Below are 18771 nucleotides of genomic sequence, written 5' to 3'. Positions count from 1 at the left end.
GGATGCCACGGCATCCGCCCCACCTGCACCCCGCACCCGGAAATGAGGGTCCTGCGCCTTGAGCGTACTCAGGTTCTGCTCTGCTCGCCGGTGTGTATGGTGTGCACGGATAGAAAGGCGGCCACCGTGGCACAGGGCAAGAAGCTCGTCATCGTCGAGTCCCCGACGAAGATGAAGTCGATCCAGGGATACCTGGGGGACGGCTACGAGGTGCTCAGCTCGGTGGGCCACATCCGCGACCTCGCGGACAAGAAGGACATTCCGGCGGAGAAGAAGAAGGCGTACGGCAAGTACTCCATCGACGTCGAGAACGACTTCGACCCGCTCTACGTCGTCAACGACCGCAAGACCAAGACGGTCGCCGAACTCAAGCGCGCACTCAAGGGCGCCGACGAGGTCCTGCTCGCCACTGATGAAGACCGCGAGGGCGAAGCCATCGCGTGGCACCTGCTCGAGGTGCTCAAGCCCAAGGTGCCCGTCAAGCGCATGGTGTTCCACGAGATCACCAAGGACGCCATCCAGGCGGCCGCCGAGAACACCCGTGAACTCGACCACGCCCTGGTCGACGCGCAGGAGACCCGCCGCGTGCTCGACCGCCTCTACGGGTGGGACGTCTCCCCGGTGCTGTGGCGCAAGATCGGCAGCGGCCGCGAGGGTCAGGCGCTGAGCGCCGGCCGCGTGCAGTCCGCCGCCACCCGCATGGTCGTCGAGCGCGAGCGCGAGCGCATGGCGTTCGTGTCCGCGTCGTACTGGGACGTCGAGGCGACCGCAGCCAAGGACGGCAGCAGCTTCGGCACGCGCCTGGCCCGCGTCGACGGGCTGCCGCTGGCACGCGGCACCGACTTCGACGACAAGGGTGAGCTGAAGAAGGCCGTCATCGTCTTCGACGAGGAGCAGGCGCGGACGCTGGCCGAGGCGATCGCCGCCAAGGCCACGGCATCCGTCAGTGCCGTCGAGGCCAAGCCCGGCACCCGCAGCCCCAAGGCGCCGTTCACGACCTCGACGATGCAGCAGGAAGCCGGCCGCAAGCTCTCGATGAGCGCCAAGCACGCCATGAGCGTCGCGCAGCGGCTCTACGAAAAGGGCTTCATCACCTATATGCGTACCGACTCGACGGCGTTGAGCACGCAGGCCGTCGAGGCCGCGCGGGCGCAGGCGACGGCGCTGTACGGCGCGGCATCCGTGCCCGACAAGCCGCGCGTCTACCGCAGCAAGAGCCGCAACGCCCAGGAGGCGCACGAGGCGATCCGTCCGTCGGGTGAGCAGTTCCGCACGCCCTCGTCGGTGTCGGCCGAGCTCGACCGCGACGAGGCGCGCCTGTACGACCTCATCTGGAAGCGCACCGTCGCCAGCCAGATGGCCGATGCGAAGTACGAGACCACGACCGTCACCCTCACCGCCACCGCGGCCGGCCGCAGCGCCGAGTTCACCGCGTCGGGCACGGTCTACACCTTCAAGGGCTTCCTCGAGGCGTACGAAGAGGGCCGCGACGAGAAGCGCGGCGACGCCGACAAGGATGCCGACCAGTCGCTGCCCGCGCTCGCCGTCGGCGACACGCTGAGCCTGCGCGACGTCGAGCCCAAGGGGCACGCCACGAGCCCCAAGCCCCGCTACACCGAGGCCAGCCTCGTCAAGGCGCTGGAGGAGAAGGGCATCGGTCGCCCGTCGACGTTCGCCAGCATCATCGACGTCATCCTCGACCGCGGCTATGTCACCAAGCGCGGGCAGGCCCTCGTGCCCAGCTGGCTCTCGTTCAGCGTCGTGCGTCTGCTCGAGGAGCACTTCGCCGACCTCGTCGACTACGACTTCACCGCTGCCCTCGAAGACGACCTCGACGCGATTGCGCGCGGGGAACAGCAGCGCGTGGCGTGGCTGAAAGACTTCTACTACGGCTCCAAGGACCACGTGGGCCTGCGTCACATCGTCGACAACCTCGGCGACATCGACGCGCGTGAGCTCAACTCCACGCGCATCGGCGACGTCGCCACGCTCCGCTTCGGCAAGTACGGCCCCTACCTCGAGGTTCCCGACCCGAGCGGCGACCCCGAGGCGAAGCCCCGCATCGTGAACGTCCCCGACGACCTCGCCCCCGACGAGCTCACCCCGCAGAAGGCGCAGGAGCTGATCGACGCGCCCGTCGCCGGCGACCGCGTGCTGGGGGAGAACCCCGACAACGGCAAGCTCATCGTCGTGAAGGACGGCCGATTCGGCCCGTACGTGCAGGAAGTGGAGCCGGTCGACCCGGACGCCGTCGACGCCGCAACCGGCGAGGTGGCGGAGGAGCCGAAGAAGAAGACCACGCGCAAGAAGGCGGAGGCGGCGCCCAAGCCCCGCACGGCGTCGCTGTTCAAGAGCATGTCGGTGGAGACGATCGACCTCGAGACGGCGCTGAAGCTGCTGTCGCTGCCGCGCGTGGTGGGAGTGGACCCCGAGACGGGCGTCGAGATCACCGCGCAGAACGGCCGGTACGGTCCCTACCTGAAGAAGGGGACCGACTCGCGCACGCTGCAGAGCGAGGACCAGCTGTTCGACATCACCCTCGACGAGGCCCTCGCGGTGTACGCGCAGCCCAAGTACGGCGCCCGCGGCGCCTCCAGCGCGCTCAAGGAGTTCGAAGCCGACCCCGTCAGCGGCAAGCCGATCAAGCTGAAGGACGGCCGCTTCGGTCCGTACGTCACCGACGGCGAGACCAACGCGACCATCCCGCGCGGCGAGAACGCCGAAGAAGTGACCTTCGAACGCGCCGTTCAGCTGCTGGCCGACAAGCGTGCCAAGGGACCCGCCCCCAAGAAGCGCGCCGCCGCACGCAAGACGACCACCCGCAAGCCCGCGGCGAAGAAGTGACCGGCGCCGGCGGACTCTGGGTCACGTTCGAAGGCGGCGACGGCACCGGGAAGACCACGCAGGCGGCCCTGCTGCAGTCCTGGCTGGAAGAGCAGGGACGCACGGTCGTGCGCACCCGCGAGCCGGGTGGCACCGAGGTGGGCGTGCTCATCCGCGACATCGTGCTGCACCACCGCGGCGACATCGCGCCCCGGGCCGAGGCCCTGCTGTACGCCGCCGACCGCGCCCACCACGTGGCCACGGTCGTCCGGCCTGCCCTCTCCCGCGGCGAGGTGGTCATCCAGGACCGGTACCTCGACTCGTCGGTCGCCTATCAGGGCGCGGGCCGGGTGCTGGATGCCGACGAGGTGCGGCAGCTGTCGCTGTGGGCGACCGAGGGTGCACTCCCCGACGTCACGGTGCTGCTGGACCTCGACCCGGCCGCGGCGCGTCAGCGGCTGGATGCCGACGACAAGCCGTTCGACCGTCTCGAGGCCGAGCAGGCGGACTTCCACGAGCGGGTGCGGGCCGGGTTCCTGTCGCTGGCGGCATCCGAACCCGAGCGGTTCGTGGTGATCGACGCGCGGCTTCCGGTCGACGAGATCGCCGCGCGTGTGCAGCGCCGCGTCGCCGCGGCCCTCTCCGCCGACACCGCGCCGTAGCGCGAGCGTCACGGAGCGGAGCTGCCGAGTCCTCCGGCGCCGACGACTCCGAGCTCGTAGGCCGCGATCACGGCCTGCACGCGGTTCGGGAGCTGCAGCTTGGCGAGAATGCGCCCGACGTGCGCCTTGACGGTCGATTCGCTGAGATGGAGGGTCTGCGCGATCTCGCCGTTGGTCAGGCCGCGTCCGACCAGGACGAACACCTCGCGCTCCCGATCGGAGAGCGCGGACAGCTCGTCGTCCGGGCGGACGTCGGGTCGCTCGAGATGGGGGACGGCGACCTCGATGAGCTTGGCCGTGACGCGGGGAGAGACGACCGAGTCGCCGGCTCTCACCGCGCGCACCGCGGCGACGAGCTCTTCGGGGCGGGTGTTCTTCAGCAGGAACCCCGCCGCTCCTGCCTTCAGCGCGCCGAACGCGAATTCGTCGCGGTCGTACGTCGTCAGCACCAGCACGCGGGTGTCGGGGTGGCGCAGCGAGATCTGCTTCGTCGCTTCGATCCCGTCCAGATCCGGCATCCGCACGTCCATGAGCACCATGTCGGGCTGGAGGCGTCGGACGGACTGCAGCGCCTCGACCCCGGTGGCGGCCTCGCCGACGACGACGATGTCCGGCTGTGCTTCGAGAACCAGGCGCAGTCCGTACCGGACGAGCTCCTGGTCGTCGACCAGCAGAACGCGGATGCCGTCGGTCACGGGCGCCTCCTCGATCATCATCCGTCCAGCGGAAGCCGGACGAAGACGCGCCAGCCGCCGCCCTCCCGAGGCCCCGCCTCCACCTCGCCATCGTAGAAGGCGCCCCTCTCCCTGATGCCGACGAGCCCCCGGCCGGGGGAGTCGGCGGGCAGCGCAGGGGCGGAAGAGTCCTGCACCAGGACGGTGACCTCGTCGTCGGCGAGCACGACGCGCACGAACACGTCCCGCACCTCACGGGCGTGCCGCAGCACGTTCGTCAGCGACTCCTGCACGATCCGGTAGACGGTGGGTCCGACGGAGGAATCCGTCGTCACCGCGCCGGTGAGCTCCAGCCGCACCGGGAGACCTGCGGCGACGAACTCGTCCACCAGCGCGGGCAGCTGCGCCGGGCCGGGCGACGCGGATGTCGTCGCGTCGTCGTCGACCCGCGCGAGCAGCCTGCGCACCTCGCCGAGCGTGCGCCGACCGGTGTCGGCGACTCGGGCGATGACGCGCTGGGACTCCTCGGGGCGGGTCGGTGCGATGGCGTTCGCCCCGTCGGCGAGGGCGATCATGACGGCGAGCGAATGGGCGATCACGTCGTGCATCTCCCGCGCGATGCGCTCGCGTTCGAGAGCGCGCGCGATGCTGGCCTCCTGGTCGCGCTCCCGCTTCATCTGCTCCGCACGCTCGACGAGCCCCGCGACGTGACGCCGCTGGTGGCCCCGGTTGATGCCGAGGAGCGTCGCGATCACCGCCGCGCCGGCGAACAGCGCCAGGCTGCTGACCCAGTCCGTCGGCCACGCGTCGAAATCCGAACGCGGAGCGAGGCCGAGGATGGGCGGACCGACCCGCACCCGCATCGCCAGGATCAGGCCGGCCACGGCGCCCGCCGCCAGCGCGACCCCCAGCGCGCGCCACGCATGCCGTGCCCGGCTCGAGAGTCCGACCTGGTAGAGCGCGAGGACCACCAGCGCGGTCTCGGCGCCGGTTCCCCACGCGGCCGAGGCGATCATGAGCACCAGCAGGGCGAGGAATGACGCGCGCGGCCACCGGTGCCGGCAGAGCACAGCGGCCACGCCGCCCGCGGTCATGAGCACGATCGGCCACAGCGGTGTCACGATCGTCGACTCGACCGACAGGTACCCGAACGCCGCGGCGAACAGCAGGTAGCCCGACAGGATCGAGCCGTCGGCCAGTGACCAGCGCGCCGCCCGGGGCCGGGGTGCGGACGCGGCATCGCCGGGCGCCGCGACGGCGGCACCCGGCGAGGAGACGGACGACGGCCTCACGCGTCGCGTTTCGTCAGCGCCACGGCGCCCGCGGTCAGCGCCGCCGCGACCCAGAGGCAGACGAACAGCGCGCCCGCTTCGGCACTGATGTGGCCGGCCCACACATCGAGGAAGGGAGCGCCCTCCGGGGCGACGCGCGCCATGGCATCCCCGGCGTTGCCGAGCAACATGACGCGCAGGACGCGCGAGAACAGGCTGTACGGCAGCACCGAGGTCAGCACGGGCCCGAGGAGCGTGACGATGAACACGATGATCGCGCCCGCGGTCGTGGAGCGCACGACCGCGCCGAGACCCACGCCGAACGCCGCACAGAGCCCGAGGTACGCCGCAGCGCCGAGCAGCGCCGGCAGCACGCCGGGCGCGCCCAGCGGCGCGTCGAGTCCGAACTGCGCGTAGAGCGGGTAGGTCGCCGCCCACGAGCCGAAGACGGTCACCAGCGCGACCACCGTCACGACCCCGAATGCCACGATCGCTTTGGCCCACAGCGCCCGCAGCCGCGTCGGCGAGGCGAGGAGGGTGGACTGGATGGCGCCCGAGGAGTACTCCGCGCCGATGGACATGACGCCGAGGATACCGGCGATGATCTGCCCGACGACCACCGTCCCGATCGTCACCTCGCCCATCGTGCGCTCGATGGACGGCACCGACGGGACTCCCGAGGACTCCAGCGTGAGGGCGAGGAACAGGGCGCCGCCGAGCCCCACGGCGAGGATTCCGCCCAGCGCCAGGAACGACGACGGCAGGCTCGTGAGCTTGATCCACTCCGAGCGGAGGGTCGCAGAGAACGGGGGGCGACGCGTGCGTGCGTCCGCCCGGTGGGCCTTGGTGGCGAGCGACGTCATCGGACGGCTCCTTCCCCGGCGGCGGGCGCCGATCGGTATTCGACCGCGCCTGCGGTCAGCGAGAGATAGGCATCCTCGAGGGAGCCTGCGACCGTGGTGATCTCGTAGAGCACCACACCGGATGCCGCGGCGGCATCGGCCACCTGCTCCGCGGTCAGCGATGTGATGTCGAGGGCCCCGTCGGGGCGGGTCGACACCGTGACCTCCGGCGCCGCGATGGCAGTGATGAGCCGGTCGGCGTCCCGGGTGCGCACGCGGACGGCGGACCGTGTGGCCCCGGCGACCACCTCGTGCATCGGGCCGTCGGCGAGGATGCGGCCCTGCCCGATGACGATGAGATGGTCGGCGGTCTGGGTCATCTCGCTCATCAGGTGGGACGAGAGCAGTACGGTGCGTCCTTCGGCTGCGAGTCGGCGCAGCAGGCCCCGGATCCACAGGATGCCTTCCGGATCGAGCCCGTTGACCGGCTCGTCGAGGATGATCGTCTGCGGGTCACCGAGGAGGGCCGCGGCGATGCCCAGGCGCTGGCCCATGCCGAGGGAGAACCCGCCGACGCGCTTGTCGGCCACGGCTTCGAGCCCGGTGAGGCCCATCACCTCGCGCACGCGCGGGGCACCGATGCGATGCGTCGCGGCGATCGACAGCAGGTGCTTGTAGGCGGTGCGGCGCCGGTGGGCCGCGCGGGCGTCGAGGAGCACGCCCACCTCGCGCAGCGGCGCGGGCAGCTCCCGATACGGACGCCCGTTGACCTCGGCTGTGCCGGAGGTGGGGCGGTCGAGCCCCACGATCATGCGCATGGTCGTGGACTTGCCCGCTCCGTTCGGACCGAGGAAGCCGGTCACTCTGCCCGGCTCGACGGTGAAGTCGATGCCGTGCACGGCCACCTTCCGGCCGTAGGTCTTCGTCAGGGATCGAACCCGGATCATCTGTGCACCTTTCGTCGCCTTCGACGCTACGGACGCGCATCAGCACCGGCATCCGCCTGTGGTCGTGACTTCGGCGGCCGACCAGTACCCAGGTCCTACCGTGGCTCCTCGCCGTGTGGGCGGCCCCGGATAGGCTGGTGCACATGGAGACCGCCGCCCCGATCACGCACGAATTGCCGTGGGGTGAGGTCTGGGGGCAGGACGCGGCCGTCGCGCAGCTGCAGGCCGCGGCATCCGACCCGGCGGCGATGACGCACGCGTGGCTCATCACGGGCCCGCCCGGATCCGGCCGCTCGACTCTCGCGCACGCGTTCGCCGCCCAGCTCATCGCGAACGACGGTGAGGACCACGTCATGCGACAGGTGCTCGCCGGCACCCACCCCGACCTCACGACCCTCCGCACCGAGGGCGTCATCATCTCGATCAAGGACGCCAGGGCGCTCGTCGAGCGCTCCTACTTCTCACCCTCGCTCGGCCGCTACCGGGTGATCGTCGTCGAAGACGCCGATCGCATGACCGAGCGCACGTCCAACGTGCTGCTGAAGGCTCTCGAAGAGCCGCCGGAGCGCACCGTGTGGGTGCTGTGCGCGCCCAGCGACGCCGACCTGCTGCCCACCATCCGCTCCCGCGTGCGCACCCTGCGCCTACGCGACCCCGAGATCGCCGACGTCGCGCGGCTCATCGTGCAGCGCACCGGCGTCGATGAGGCGGTCGCCGAGCAGTCCGCCCGCCTCGCGCAGCGGCACATCGGCATGGCGCAGCGCCTCGCGACCGATGCCGCCTCCCGCGCCCGCCGCGAGCAGACGATGCGCGCCGTGCTGAGCGTGCGCGGTGTCGGCGACGCGGTGGAGGTCGCCGGCCGCATCGTGCAGGCCGCCACGGAGGACGCCAAGTCGCTCACCGCGACTCGCGACGAGGCCGAGCGGGCCGCCCTCCGGCGTACGCTCGGCGTCGCCGAGGGGGCCGCGGCACCGCCCGCGGTGCGTGGACAGCTCAACGCGCTCGAAGACGAGCAGAAGCGGCGCGCCACGCGCAGCCTCCGCGACGGCATCGACCGGGTGCTCACCGACCTGCAGTCGCTGTACCGCGACACGCTCATGCTGCAGTTCGGCCGCGACGGCGATCTCATCAACCGCGAGCTCGAGGACGACCTGCGCGCCCTCGCCGCGGCCTGGACCATGCAGCGCACCCTCACCGTGCTCGACCAGATCTCGGTGACCCGCAGCAACCTCGAGTTCAACGCCGCGCCGGCGCTCGCCCTCGAGAGCATGCTCATCACCGTCGCCAGTGGAAGGACCCCGTGAGTCTTCGTCGTCGACTTCTCGTCGTCACCGCCTCGCTCGCCGCGCTGACGCTCGCTCTCACCGGGTGCCTTTCGGCGATGATCCCCGACCAGGCCGAGCCCGCACCCGGGCCCAGCCGCCCTCCGGTGACCGACGGCGTGTCCGCCGAGCTGCTGCCGTTCTACGAGCAGACCATCCGGTGGCAGCCCTGTGAGGGCGCGGACGAGGGCTACTACGACTGCGCCACGGTGACGGCCCCGCTCAACTGGGACGACCCGGGCGCCGGCGAGATCGATCTGGCCGTCATCCGCCGCCACGCCGACTCCGGTGAGCCGATCGCGTCGCTGCTGACGAACCCCGGCGGCCCCGGCGCCAGCGGCGTGGCTCTCATCCGCGACTCGGCGAGCTTCGCCACCGGCGACGCGCTGCGCGACGCGTACGACGTCATCGGGTTCGACCCGCGCGGGGTGGGCGAGTCCACCGCGGTGCGCTGCCTCGACGCCCCGGAGATGGACGCGTACCTGTACGACATCCCCGGCAGCCCACGCGGAACGCCCGCGTGGGAGGCCGAGCTGACCGACCGCAACGTCGGGTTCGCCGAGGCGTGCGAGGCCAACAGTGACGGCATCCTGCCCTACATCACCACGATCCAGGCCGCCCGCGACCTCGATCTGCTGCGCGGTGTGCTCGGCGATGAGCAGCTGCACTACCTGGGCTACTCGTACGGCACGTTCCTCGGCGCCACGTACGCCAAGCTCTACCCCGAGCGTGCCGGAAGGCTCGTGCTCGACGGCGCCATCGATCCCGCCGTCTCGGGTCTGGACGTCTCCACGACGCAGGCGGTGGGCTTCGAGTCGGCGCTGCGTGCCTTCATGGCGGACTGCCTCGCCGGCAGCGACTGCCCGTTCCGCGGCACGGTCGATGACGCCATGGCCGACCTCGGCACCCTGCTGGCCAGTGTCGACGCCCGCCCGCTCGACGGCGCGGACGGACGGCAGCTGGGGGCGGACACCCTCATGACCGGCATCATCGCGGCGCTGTACTCCGAAGACAGCTGGCCGTACCTCATCGCCGGTCTCACCGACGCGCTGTCGGGCAACCCCGACCTCATGCTGCAGCTCGCCGACTTCTACAACGGGCGCGAGGGTGGCGTCTACGCCGATAACTCGACCGAGGCCTTCCGGGCCTACAACTGCATGGACTACCCCGTCGGCGACGAGGCGGAGGACGAGGCGGCCGCTGCCCTGCTCGCCACCGAGGCCCCCACCGTCGCGCCGTACTGGGTCGGACCCGACGCCTGCGCCGTGTGGCCGTACCCTCCCACCGGCGTGCGCGAGCCCATCGCCGCGGCCGGTGCGGCGCCGATCGTCGTGGTGGGCACGACCAACGACCCGGCCACCCCGTACGACTGGTCGGTGTCGCTGGCGGAGCAGCTGGAATCGGGTGTGCTCGTCACGCGCGTGGGGGAGGGGCACACCGGCTACAACAAGGGCAACGCATGCGTGGATGCCGCTGTCGAGGACTATCTCGTCAACGGCACCGTCCCCGAGGACGGTCTGCGCTGCGAGTGACGCGCTTCCGGTTCGCGAGCGCACTTTCGGCCATGTAAGATCGATGATCGTGCACCGCGCAAGCGGAGTACGCCACCTTAGCTCAGACGGCAGAGCGATTCACTCGTAATGAATAGGTCAAGGGTTCGATTCCCTTAGGTGGCTCAAACCGAAAGTGGGGCTCCTCGGAGCCCCACTTTCGTATCGCCGATCGAGCGCGCAGGGGGACTCATGGATGCCGCGCTCGACGCGATCCTCGAGATCTTCAGCTGGGTGGGACTCGGCGCCGGCGTGCTCGTCGGGCTTGTCGCGCTGATCCTCTGGGCCGTCGACGGCTCTTGGCTCCCCGCGCGCGGCGTCATCGACCACGAAGACGACCGTACGGTCGTGCGCTGGTTCGACGACGCCGGGGGAGTGGGCGCCGCCACCGCGACGCACGCCGAGGCGGAGCGTCTCGCCGGCGAGTCCATGACCGACATCTGGTACCGGCTCGGCTCGCGCGATCGCTTCCGCCTGACGAAGCGCTCGCCCGCCGTGCGGGCCACCGCCAGGCTCGCCGCGGGGCTTGCGCTCCTGGGCGTGGTGGCGTTCGCGGCATCCTGGATCCTCCTGTTCGTCCGCGCGTGATCCGCCGAGTGGCGTTTCCGCCGATTGCTAGATAAGCTAGCAATATGGCAAATGAGCGAAATGTGCCGCGCTGGCTGCGCATCGGCATTCCCGTCGTCCTGGTGCTGGTGTGGCTGGTCGGCGGCGCGATCGGCGGACCTTACTTCGGCAAGGTCGATGAGGTCGCGATCAACGACCGCTCTGCCTTCCTGCCGTCCAGCGCCGACGCGACGCAGGTGAACGACCGTCTGAGCGAGTTCCTGGGCGACGACAGCATCCCCGCCCTCGTGGTGGCATCCGGCGACGGGAAGCTGACCGAAGAGCAGCTCACCGAGCTCGGCGACCTCGCCGCAGGCCTGGCCGACATCGACGCGGTCGCCGGTGAGGTGTCGCCGGCGGTGCCGTCGGAAGACGGTGAGGCGGTGCAGATCTTCGTGCCGCTGGATGCCGAGGCCGACGTCGCCGACGCGGTCACCGGACTGCGCGAGCATCTGGCCGAACAGGCGCCGGACGGGATTGAGACGTGGGTGACCGGGCCTGCCGGATTCTCCGCCGACCTCGTGGAGGGCTTCCTCGGCATCGACGGCCTGCTCCTCGGGGTCGCGCTCATCGCCGTGTTCATCATCCTCGTGATCGTGTATCGCTCACCCCTGCTGCCGGTGCTCGTGCTGCTGACTTCGGTGTTCGCGCTGTGCGTCGCGCTGCTGACCGTCTGGTGGCTCGCGAAGGCGGGCGTGGTCGTGCTGAACGGGCAGGTGCAAGGCATCCTGTTCATCCTCGTGATCGGCGCGGCGACCGACTACGCCCTGTTGTACGTCGCGCGCTTCCGGGAGTCGCTGGCCTCGGGTCAGCGGCGCTGGGAGGCGACGATGTCGGCCTGGCGCGGTGCGTTCGAGCCGATCCTCGCCTCCGGCGGCACGGTCATCGCGGGTCTGCTCTGCCTGCTGCTCAGCGACCTCGCCACCAACCGCGCGCTCGGCCCCATCGCCTCCATCGGCATCGTGTTCGCGATGCTGTCCGCCCTCACGTTCCTGCCCGCGCTGCTGGCGCTCACCGGTCGCGCGGCGTTCTGGCCGTTCGCGCCGAAGCCCGACTCCATCGGCATCCCCGACGACTTCACCAAGCCGGTCAAGGGTGTCTGGCCCCGCCAGGCGCGATTCGTGTCGCGCCACCCGCGCGCGGTGTGGATCGTCTCCACCCTCGTGCTGCTGGTCGCGTGCTTCGGCGTCACCCAGCTGAAGGCCGACGGCGTGCCCTCGAGCGACCTCGTCCTGGGCGAGTCGCAGGCCCGCGACGGTCAGGCGGAGCTCGCCGAGCACTTCCCGGGCGGCTCCGGCAGCCCGGTGTACGTGATCGTTCCCGAGGACGAGCTGGCCGAGGGGGTCGAGGTGCTCCTCGACAACGACGGCATCGACTCGGTCGCCGCGGCATCCGAGGACTCGCCCAACGGTCAGGCCGCCGTCGAGGTCACCGGTGGCGAAGCGGTGTTCACCGCGATGGGCCCTCCCGGCACCCCCGCCCCGGCGCCCACCGTCTCCGAAGGCGACGTGCTGCTCATCGCGACGCTCACCGACACGGCCGACTCGATCGCCGCGGAGGACGTCGTGCGGGAGCTGCGCACCGACCTGGAGGATGCCCTCGGCAGCGGTGTGCTGGTCGGCGGCGAGACGGCGACCGACATCGACACCAACGACACGTCGATCCGCGACCGGACGCTGATCATCCCGATCATCCTGCTGGTGATCCTGGTGATCCTCATCCTGCTGCTGCGCTCGCTGCTCGCGCCGGTGCTGCTCATCGGCACCGTGATCCTCTCGTTCGGTTCGGCCCTCGGCGTCAGCGCCCTGGTGTTCAACGGGATCTTCGACTTCCCGGGTGCGGACCCTGCGGTACCGCTCTACGGATTCGTCTTCCTCGTGGCGCTGGGCATCGACTACAACATCTTCCTGATGACGCGCGTGAGGGAGGAGTCCCTCACGCACGGCACGAGGCAGGGCATCCTGCGCGGTCTCGTCGCCACCGGCGGTGTGATCACGTCGGCCGGACTCGTGCTGGCGGCGACCTTCGCCGCGCTCGGTGTCATCCCGATCCTGTTCCTCGCGCAGCTCGCGTTCATCGTGGCGTTCGGTGTGCTGCTGGACACCTTCATCGTGCGCTCGCTGCTGGTGCCCGCCCTGTCCTACGACATCGGGCGCGCCATCTGGTGGCCGTCGAAGCTGTGGCGCAACGACATCGGCCCCCGCAAGGTGGTCGCCGGTGCCGAGCCGGCGCCTGAGGTCGATGACGCGCCCGGCGTCACCGCTGCCGGCGACGCGCGCACGACCCGCCGTTCGCTGCGGCGCCGCTGACCGGATCAGCGACGATGTACAGGAAGGGCCGCGGCAGACGCCGCGGCCCTTCCTTCGTCCCGCGACGACTCCCGCCGGGTCGCGGCCGCAGTGGCGATGGCCGCTGCCGCGCACAACGTCGCTGATCCGGGCCCGGAAGCCCGCGTACCGCGGCCGCGGGCCTCGCATCCACGCGGATCAGCGACGTTGTGCGCCGCGGGGGTGGGCGTAGGCTCGGCGTATGGGCACCGCACTGTTCATCGTCGACGTGCAGAACGACTTCACCGAGGGCGGCGCGCTGCCGGTGACCGGCGGTGACGCGGTCGCCGCGGCCATCACCCGCCACCTCGCGGCCCACGCCGACGAGTACGAGCTGATCATCGCCTCGCGCGACTGGCACGACGCCGACGGCGACAACGGTGGGCACTTCGCCGCCGGGGATCCCGACTACGTCGACACCTGGCCGGTGCACTGCGTCGCCGGCACGGAGGGCGCCGAGTACGACCCCGCGCTGGTGACCGACGCCGTCACGCACCATGTGCGCAAGGGGCAGGGTCAGCCGGCGTACTCGCTCTACGAGGGTGCGACCGAGGACGGCGAGACGGTGGCCGAGTTGTTGACCTCGCGCGGCATCCTCGAGGTCGATGTCGTGGGGCTTGCGACCGATCACTGCGTGCGCGCGTCGGCCCTGGATGCCATCGAGCACGGCCGCCGTGTGCGCGTGCTGACCGACCTGGTCGCCGGCGTCGCCCCCGACTCGACCGATGCGGCTCTCGCCGAGCTCGCCCACGCCGGTGCGGAGTTGGCAGAGTCCGGAGCCTGACCCGCCCGACCCCACGGCAGCAGGCTGCCGGAAATCCGTTGATGCGCGCCCGTGCCGCGGCGTGATAGACAGCAATCGGATGGGGGTCCCGTACGACATGACGACGCAGCACCGGCCCGACGATGCGCTCGAAGACTTCACGGAGCTGATCCGTGACGAGCAGTTCTTTCCCGGCGGACGCGCGCCGGACGACCCCGAGGTCCAGCGCCGCCGCCGCCGCAGCCTGATCGTCACCGCTGTCCTCACGGTCGCCGTGCTGACATCCGGCGGCGGGTACACCGCGTGGGCGGTCACGGCGCCGGTCGCCGACCCGGTGGCGACGTCGCAGGTGCCCGAGGCGCCCACGACGACGGCCGCGACGATCGCGCTCCCGCAGGAGGGGGCATCCGCCCTCACCGTCTCGGGCGCCGACGCGTACCTCGGCCCGGTCGAAGGCACCATCTGGGTCGCCAGCGGCACCGACGACCCGCGCCCCATGGCGAGCATCACCAAGCTCATCACGGCGCTCGTCGTGCTCGATGCGGTGCCGCTTGCGGATGCCGCTGACCCCGGCCCCACGCTCGCCTTCGACAGCGCCGACTACGCGCTGTACGACAAGTATTACGTGATGGGGGCCTCGATCGCGGAGATGCCGCGCGGCAGCTCGATGTCGCTGCGCGATGCGATCGCGACGATGCTCGTGCCCTCGGCGAGCAACTACGCCGAAGCGGTGTCGACGTGGGCGTTCGGCTCGCAGAGCGCGTTCGTCGGTGCCGCCAGGCGCTGGCTCGCCGCCAACGGGCTGGCGAACACGACGATCGTCGAGCCCACGGGCATCGATCCCCGCAACACCAGCACCCCGAGCGATCTCATCGCGCTCGGGCGGCTCGCCGCCGCGCACCCGGTCGTCGCGCCGATCGCCGCGATGCCCGGGATCACCCCGCCCGGCCTCGACGGCATGTCGAACACGAACGCGCTGCTGGGCACCCATGGGATCACCGGGCTCAAGACCGGCACGCTGGGCGAGAGCGGATCGAATCTGCTCTACACCGCGACGTTCGACGTGGGAGCGGCCGCGCCGCTGTCCGTTGTCGGGGTCGTGCTCGGCACGTCATCGCGCGACGGCGCGAACCACGCGGTGGTCACGCTGCTCGAGAGCATCTCGGCCGGGTTCACCCAGGTGCCCTTGGCCGAAGCGGGGGAGGTGGTCGGGTCGTATGCGACGCCCTGGGGGAGCAGCGCCGACATGGTGATCGGTGCGGATCCCTCAGTGTTCCATTGGTCGGACACCCCCATCACCGTGACGATGGAGACCACCGAGCCGGCCGAGTGGGCGGACGGCGAGACCGTTGGCAGCATCACATGGACGAGCGGGCCGCACACCGCCAGCGCGCCCCTTGTCATCGAGGGCACCATCGAGCCGCCCACGACGTGGTGGCGGCTGACCCACCCCGGCGAGCTGGGCTGACCGGACCGTCACACCAGCGCGCGGATGTCGTCGGCGACCGCCCGCAGATCGTCGCCCAGCTGGTGGCCGCCCGTCGTCGTGCGCACGCGTGCCCGCGGGATCCCGGCGGCGTACAGGTCGCGATGCGCGAACGGCACCGTCGCGTCGTCCTCGCTCGCGTACAGACGTACTGCGGCGTCGGCAGGCAGGCGCTGGTCGAGGTCGGAAGCCAGCTCGAAGCCTTCGAAGGTCCAGGCGGCGTCGCCGCCGGGGAACGGCACCGCGATCAGGCAGATCGCGGCGATCGGCGTGGTCAGGCGCCTGCTCGTGAGGTACCGCAGCAGCACGTACCCGCCGGCGGAGTGCGCCACGAGCACGACGGGCGGTGCGGCCTGGGCCAGAGCCGCGTCGATCGCCTCGAACCACCGCCGATCGCCCCCGTCATCCTCTTCGGGAAGCCGTGGGTAGTGCACGGCGTACCCCTCGCCCAGCTCCTGAGCGAGGCTCTCGACCATCAGCGCGTCCTCGTCGTGCGCGCCGCGCCCGGCGCCGTGGAGGAACACCACATCCACGCTTACGTCGCCCTCCCTTCCAGGCTCAGCGCGGCGCGGGCGGCCGCCGCCGCTTCGAACAGCAGCCGCGGGTCGGGGTCGCCCTCCCACCGCGTGAAGACGACCGTGGTCATCCCCGCCGCCACCAGATCCACCGCCTGAGCGGCGGCATCCGCCGCAGGCTCGACGTAGCCGACGACGTGCAAAGCGTGCCCCGCCAGCGGCGACGACGCGCGCGCCTCGCGCACGAGGAGAACGGCGGATGCCACGGCATCCGGGGTCGGCACGTCGCCGAGCACCACACCGTCGGTGATCTCGCCCGCCAGCGCCAGCGCCTTCGGGCCGTTGGCGCCGAGCAGCACCGGCGGCACGGCGTCGGGTGCGGGCGGCAGGGAGAGCCGCACTCCGTCGAGGCGCACATAGCGGCCTTCGACCGTGACCTCCTCGCCGTGCAGCAGCGCCCGCACGGCGCTCGCGTACTCGCGCAGCAGGGTGAGCGGGCTCGCGACAGCGGCCCCGGCCGACTGCATCCACTCCCGCACCCCGTGGCCGAATGCCGGCACGAAGCGCCCCGGATGCCGGCGGCTGAGCGCCGCCACCTCCATCGCCGCGAGCGCGGGGTGGCGCAGCGGCGCGGGCATGAGCCCGAGCCCGACGCGCACGGTCGAGGTGGCATCCAGGGTGAGTGCCGAGGTCACGAGGCCCCCGCTCCAGAAGCTGTCCTCCCACAGCCACAGGTCGTCGACGCCCGCGGCCTCCGCTGCGCGGGCGGCGTCGGGTAGCCGCTCGGGCGGCAGCTGCGGCCGGGCGACGACGCCGACGCGGACGGCCGGGGCGGAGTCCATTCCCGGATCGTAAGCGGCGGCATCCACTCGTTCAAGGGAGGCCGCCGCGGCGGGTCGTTCTGGGCGGTCACCAGTCCCGACCGCCCGGAGTACCACCTGACGAACGCGCTCTATGCGGCATGCAAGGCGGCGGCCACCATGCTCACGCTGCAGTACGCCAAGCAGGAGCCCAGCATCGTCTTCACCGCGATCGAGCCCGGCTACACCGCGACCGACATGACCGCGGCCTTCCCGGGTGGCCGATCGGCCGCAGAGAGCGCCGCCGTCGTTGTGCGTGCGGCGACGCAGGACCGTGACGGCGTTACCGGCACGCTGCGGGACGAGAACGGCGTGCTCGCCTACTGAGGAGCCGCGACGACCCCGGTGATCGCTGTGACGGCGAGGCTCGCCGCGGTCTCCTCCGACAGGAAGGTGCCGTCGGCGATCGCCCATACGTTCGCGTCGAAGGCATAGGCGATCGTCGAGCCCAAGCCCTCCTCGATCGTCATTGAGAACACCGGAATATCGCCGTGCGTTGTCGCGGTGTAGCGCGCAGACGAGCTGAGGGCGTCAATGAGGTTCTCGCTCGTGGCAGGACTGATCAGCGCGACGGAGACGGAGGCGATGGCGTCAGTCATGGGGATGCCGTAGGTGCAGGTGACCGCAGCAGATGCCGAAGCGAACGCCTGCTGCGCTACCGGGCCGGGCAGGAAGCTCCCATCGAAGTCGTCTTCCGCCCACAGGTATTCGGCATTCTGCGCCCGAGTCGCACTCCTGATCTCGTCGGGCGTGAGCAGGCTCGCACAGTCGGGGAGAATCGTGACCGTCGCCTCGCCGGGGGTCGGGGTCGGTGTCGGGGTCGGCGGTGACGTGGTCGGCGAGGCCGACGCGGTCGGTGCGTCGGGGCTCGCAGGGATCGCCCCGAGCGTCCGTGGCTCGCTCGAGCAGCCGGCGAGCACGGCGATGGCGACAACGCCGAGGAGGCAGGGCAGGGTGCGGCGCATGCTTTGACTGTGGGCGATGACTGCCTCGCCCGTCAAATTCGCCCGTGGACACCGACGGTGGCGGCGGGAAGGCATCTCGCGCGATCATGCCGACTCTGCGGTTTTGCCTGTCCCTGTGGCTCCAGGCAGACCGAAAGCGAGGGGCTGAGTCGACGCTCAGTCGAGCACGACGACGACCTTGCCGGGCATGTCGCGTTCTTCGACCGCCCGCTGCGCCTCGGCCACTTCGCCCAGGCCATGGAAGACGTGGGCGATTGCCGGGGTGGTGCGTCCGGCGGCGATCGCCTCGAGCTGCTGCGCGAAGGCGTCTGCGGGCAGGTCGGATGCCTCGCCCGCGTAGGTGGTGAGCCGCACGCCGGTGGGGATGACCGCGAAGGGGGAGAAGCTCTCGAGCGTCCAGGTCCCGCCGAGCGCCCCGGTGAAGCAGCCGACGCCGCCGCGCCGGAGGGCGGCCAGCGTGTCGGGCAGCACGTCGAGACCGACGAGTTCGAGGGCGGCGTCGAGGCCATCGGGATGCCGCTCGCGCACCGCCGCCGCGACGTCGCCGTCATCGGTGATGGTCTCGTCGGCGCCGTGCTCGCGCAGCAGCGCCGCGTGATCGGGATTGCGGGTCGTGGCGATGACGTGGGCGCCGAGGCCGTGGGCGAGCGCGATGGCTGAGAGGCCGACGGTGGACGTTCCGCCGCGGATGAGCAGAAACTGACCGGGCTGCAGCTCGAGGCCGGTGGCGAGGGAGCCGTAGGCGGTCTGGAACATCTCGGGCAGCGCGCCCACGGTCTCCCAGGGCAGGTCGGAGGAGAACGGGATGACGTTCTCCTCGCGGACGAGGGTGTACTCGGCGTAGCTGCCGTCGATGCTGCGCCCCATGCCGCCCATCATCGACACCACCTGCTGCCCCTCGTGGAAGCGGCTGCCGGGCGCGACCTCGTCGACGACGCCCGCCACTTCGATGCCGAGGATGCGCGGAAAGGAGAAGTCGGCGCTGGAGCCGCCCTGCCGGCTGGTCACCTCGGATTCGTTCACGCCGAACGCCTTCACGCGGATGCGCACCCACCCGGGCGCGACCTCGGGGCGTGGGACCTCGGAGACCCGCAGCACGTCGTAGCCACCCGGTCCATCGAGCCGGATCGCCTGCATCGTGTCGGTCATGGTCGTCGC

At 71.1% G+C, this 18771-nt stretch carries 17 protein-coding genes and 1 tRNA gene; 10 read left to right on the top strand and 8 right to left on the bottom strand.

The annotated features are described in order from the left end of the window. Positions 1-126 precede the first annotated feature (126 nt). The gene (gene topA / locus ACFVR6_RS07535; protein ID WP_386960706.1) at positions 127-2844 is read left to right on the top strand and encodes a type I DNA topoisomerase; all 2718 of its coding nucleotides are present in this window, start codon (positions 127-129) and stop codon (positions 2842-2844) included. Then, entirely contained in the window at positions 2841-3485 is a 645-nt protein-coding gene (tmk, locus tag ACFVR6_RS07530; protein WP_386960703.1) for a dTMP kinase, read from the top strand. The genes topA and tmk overlap by 4 nt, the downstream gene beginning before the upstream one ends. Positions 3486-3493: 8 nt before the next feature. Here tmk and ACFVR6_RS07525 read toward each other — a convergent pair whose 3' ends face one another. Genes ACFVR6_RS07525 through ACFVR6_RS07510 form a run of 4 tightly spaced genes read right to left on the bottom strand, consistent with a single transcriptional unit; the run spans position 3494 to position 7219 of the window. Beyond that, the gene (locus ACFVR6_RS07525; RefSeq protein WP_386960700.1) at positions 3494-4180 is read right to left on the bottom strand and encodes a response regulator; all 687 of its coding nucleotides are present in this window, start codon (positions 4178-4180) and stop codon (positions 3494-3496) included. Positions 4181-4197: 17 nt separating this feature from the next. After that, positions 4198-5451: a sensor histidine kinase gene (locus tag ACFVR6_RS07520; protein WP_386960697.1), complete on the bottom strand. Its 1254-nt coding sequence runs from the start codon at positions 5449-5451 to the stop codon at positions 4198-4200. Continuing rightward, positions 5448-6293, bottom strand: coding sequence for an ABC transporter permease (locus ACFVR6_RS07515; protein ID WP_386960694.1), 846 nt, complete (start codon positions 6291-6293; stop codon positions 5448-5450). Before ACFVR6_RS07515 ends, ACFVR6_RS07520 begins: the two co-directional genes overlap by 4 nt. Then, positions 6290-7219 (bottom strand): ABC transporter ATP-binding protein, encoded by a 930-nt coding sequence (locus tag ACFVR6_RS07510; RefSeq protein WP_386960691.1) that lies wholly within the window; start codon positions 7217-7219, stop codon positions 6290-6292. Before ACFVR6_RS07510 ends, ACFVR6_RS07515 begins: the two co-directional genes overlap by 4 nt. A gap of 143 nt (positions 7220-7362) precedes the next feature. On the opposite strand from ACFVR6_RS07510, the gene ACFVR6_RS07505 reads away from it, so the two are divergent. From ACFVR6_RS07505 to ACFVR6_RS07475, 7 genes are all read left to right on the top strand, one after another. Beyond that, positions 7363-8523 carry a DNA polymerase III subunit delta' gene (locus ACFVR6_RS07505; RefSeq protein ID WP_386960689.1) on the top strand — a complete coding sequence of 387 codons (1161 nt, stop codon included), beginning with the start codon at positions 7363-7365 and terminating at the stop codon, positions 8521-8523. Further along, complete coding sequence (locus ACFVR6_RS07500; protein WP_386960686.1) at positions 8520-10073, top strand: alpha/beta hydrolase; 1554 nt, start codon at positions 8520-8522, stop codon at positions 10071-10073. The genes ACFVR6_RS07505 and ACFVR6_RS07500 overlap by 4 nt, the downstream gene beginning before the upstream one ends. A 71-nt stretch (positions 10074-10144) precedes the next feature. After that, positions 10145-10217: transfer RNA gene (locus tag ACFVR6_RS07495), tRNA-Thr, on the top strand. 66 nt (positions 10218-10283) lie between these two features. Then, a complete protein-coding gene (locus tag ACFVR6_RS07490) occupies positions 10284-10679 on the top strand; it encodes a hypothetical protein (RefSeq protein ID WP_386960684.1) in 396 nt (131 codons plus the stop codon). A 44-nt stretch (positions 10680-10723) separates the two neighbouring features. Then, positions 10724-13006 (top strand): MMPL family transporter, encoded by a 2283-nt coding sequence (locus ACFVR6_RS07485; RefSeq protein WP_386960681.1) that lies wholly within the window; start codon positions 10724-10726, stop codon positions 13004-13006. 220 nt (positions 13007-13226) lie between these two features. Continuing rightward, on the top strand, positions 13227-13808 hold the full coding sequence (locus ACFVR6_RS07480; protein ID WP_386960678.1) for an isochorismatase family protein: 582 nt from the start codon (positions 13227-13229) through the stop codon (positions 13806-13808). Between the two features lie 79 nt (positions 13809-13887). Beyond that, positions 13888-15255, top strand: coding sequence for a D-alanyl-D-alanine carboxypeptidase family protein (locus tag ACFVR6_RS07475; protein ID WP_386960675.1), 1368 nt, complete (start codon positions 13888-13890; stop codon positions 15253-15255). Positions 15256-15263: 8 nt separating this feature from the next. Here the strand turns inward: ACFVR6_RS07475 and ACFVR6_RS07470 are convergent, their stop codons facing one another. Together ACFVR6_RS07470 and ACFVR6_RS07465 are read right to left on the bottom strand one after the other, a co-directional pair. Continuing rightward, positions 15264-15806 carry an alpha/beta fold hydrolase gene (locus ACFVR6_RS07470; RefSeq protein WP_386960672.1) on the bottom strand — a complete coding sequence of 181 codons (543 nt, stop codon included), beginning with the start codon at positions 15804-15806 and terminating at the stop codon, positions 15264-15266. 2 nt (positions 15807-15808) lie between these two features. Then, positions 15809-16630, bottom strand: coding sequence for an LLM class flavin-dependent oxidoreductase (locus ACFVR6_RS07465; protein ID WP_386960669.1), 822 nt, complete (start codon positions 16628-16630; stop codon positions 15809-15811). Positions 16631-16768: 138 nt separating this feature from the next. Here ACFVR6_RS07465 and ACFVR6_RS07460 point away from each other — a divergent pair, with 138 nt between their 5' ends. Beyond that, on the top strand, positions 16769-16975 hold the full coding sequence (locus ACFVR6_RS07460; RefSeq protein WP_386960666.1) for a hypothetical protein: 207 nt from the start codon (positions 16769-16771) through the stop codon (positions 16973-16975). On the opposite strand, the gene ACFVR6_RS07455 is transcribed toward ACFVR6_RS07460, so the two are convergent. Together ACFVR6_RS07455 and ACFVR6_RS07450 are read right to left on the bottom strand one after the other, a co-directional pair. After that, on the bottom strand, positions 16969-17613 hold the full coding sequence (locus ACFVR6_RS07455; protein ID WP_386960664.1) for a hypothetical protein: 645 nt from the start codon (positions 17611-17613) through the stop codon (positions 16969-16971). The genes ACFVR6_RS07460 and ACFVR6_RS07455 overlap by 7 nt on opposite strands. Before the next feature lie 156 nt (positions 17614-17769). After that, positions 17770-18762, bottom strand: a complete 993-nt coding sequence (locus ACFVR6_RS07450; protein WP_386960661.1) for a zinc-binding dehydrogenase — start codon at positions 18760-18762, stop codon at positions 17770-17772. Between the last annotated feature and the right edge of the window lie 9 nt (positions 18763-18771).

Origin of the sequence: Microbacterium sp. NPDC058021 (genome assembly GCF_042885955.1) — a bacterium.
Classification (GTDB): domain Bacteria; phylum Actinomycetota; class Actinomycetes; order Actinomycetales; family Microbacteriaceae; genus Microbacterium.
The sequence above is the reverse complement of the archived record's forward strand: the minus strand, read 5'-3'. Positions and strand labels throughout refer to the sequence as shown.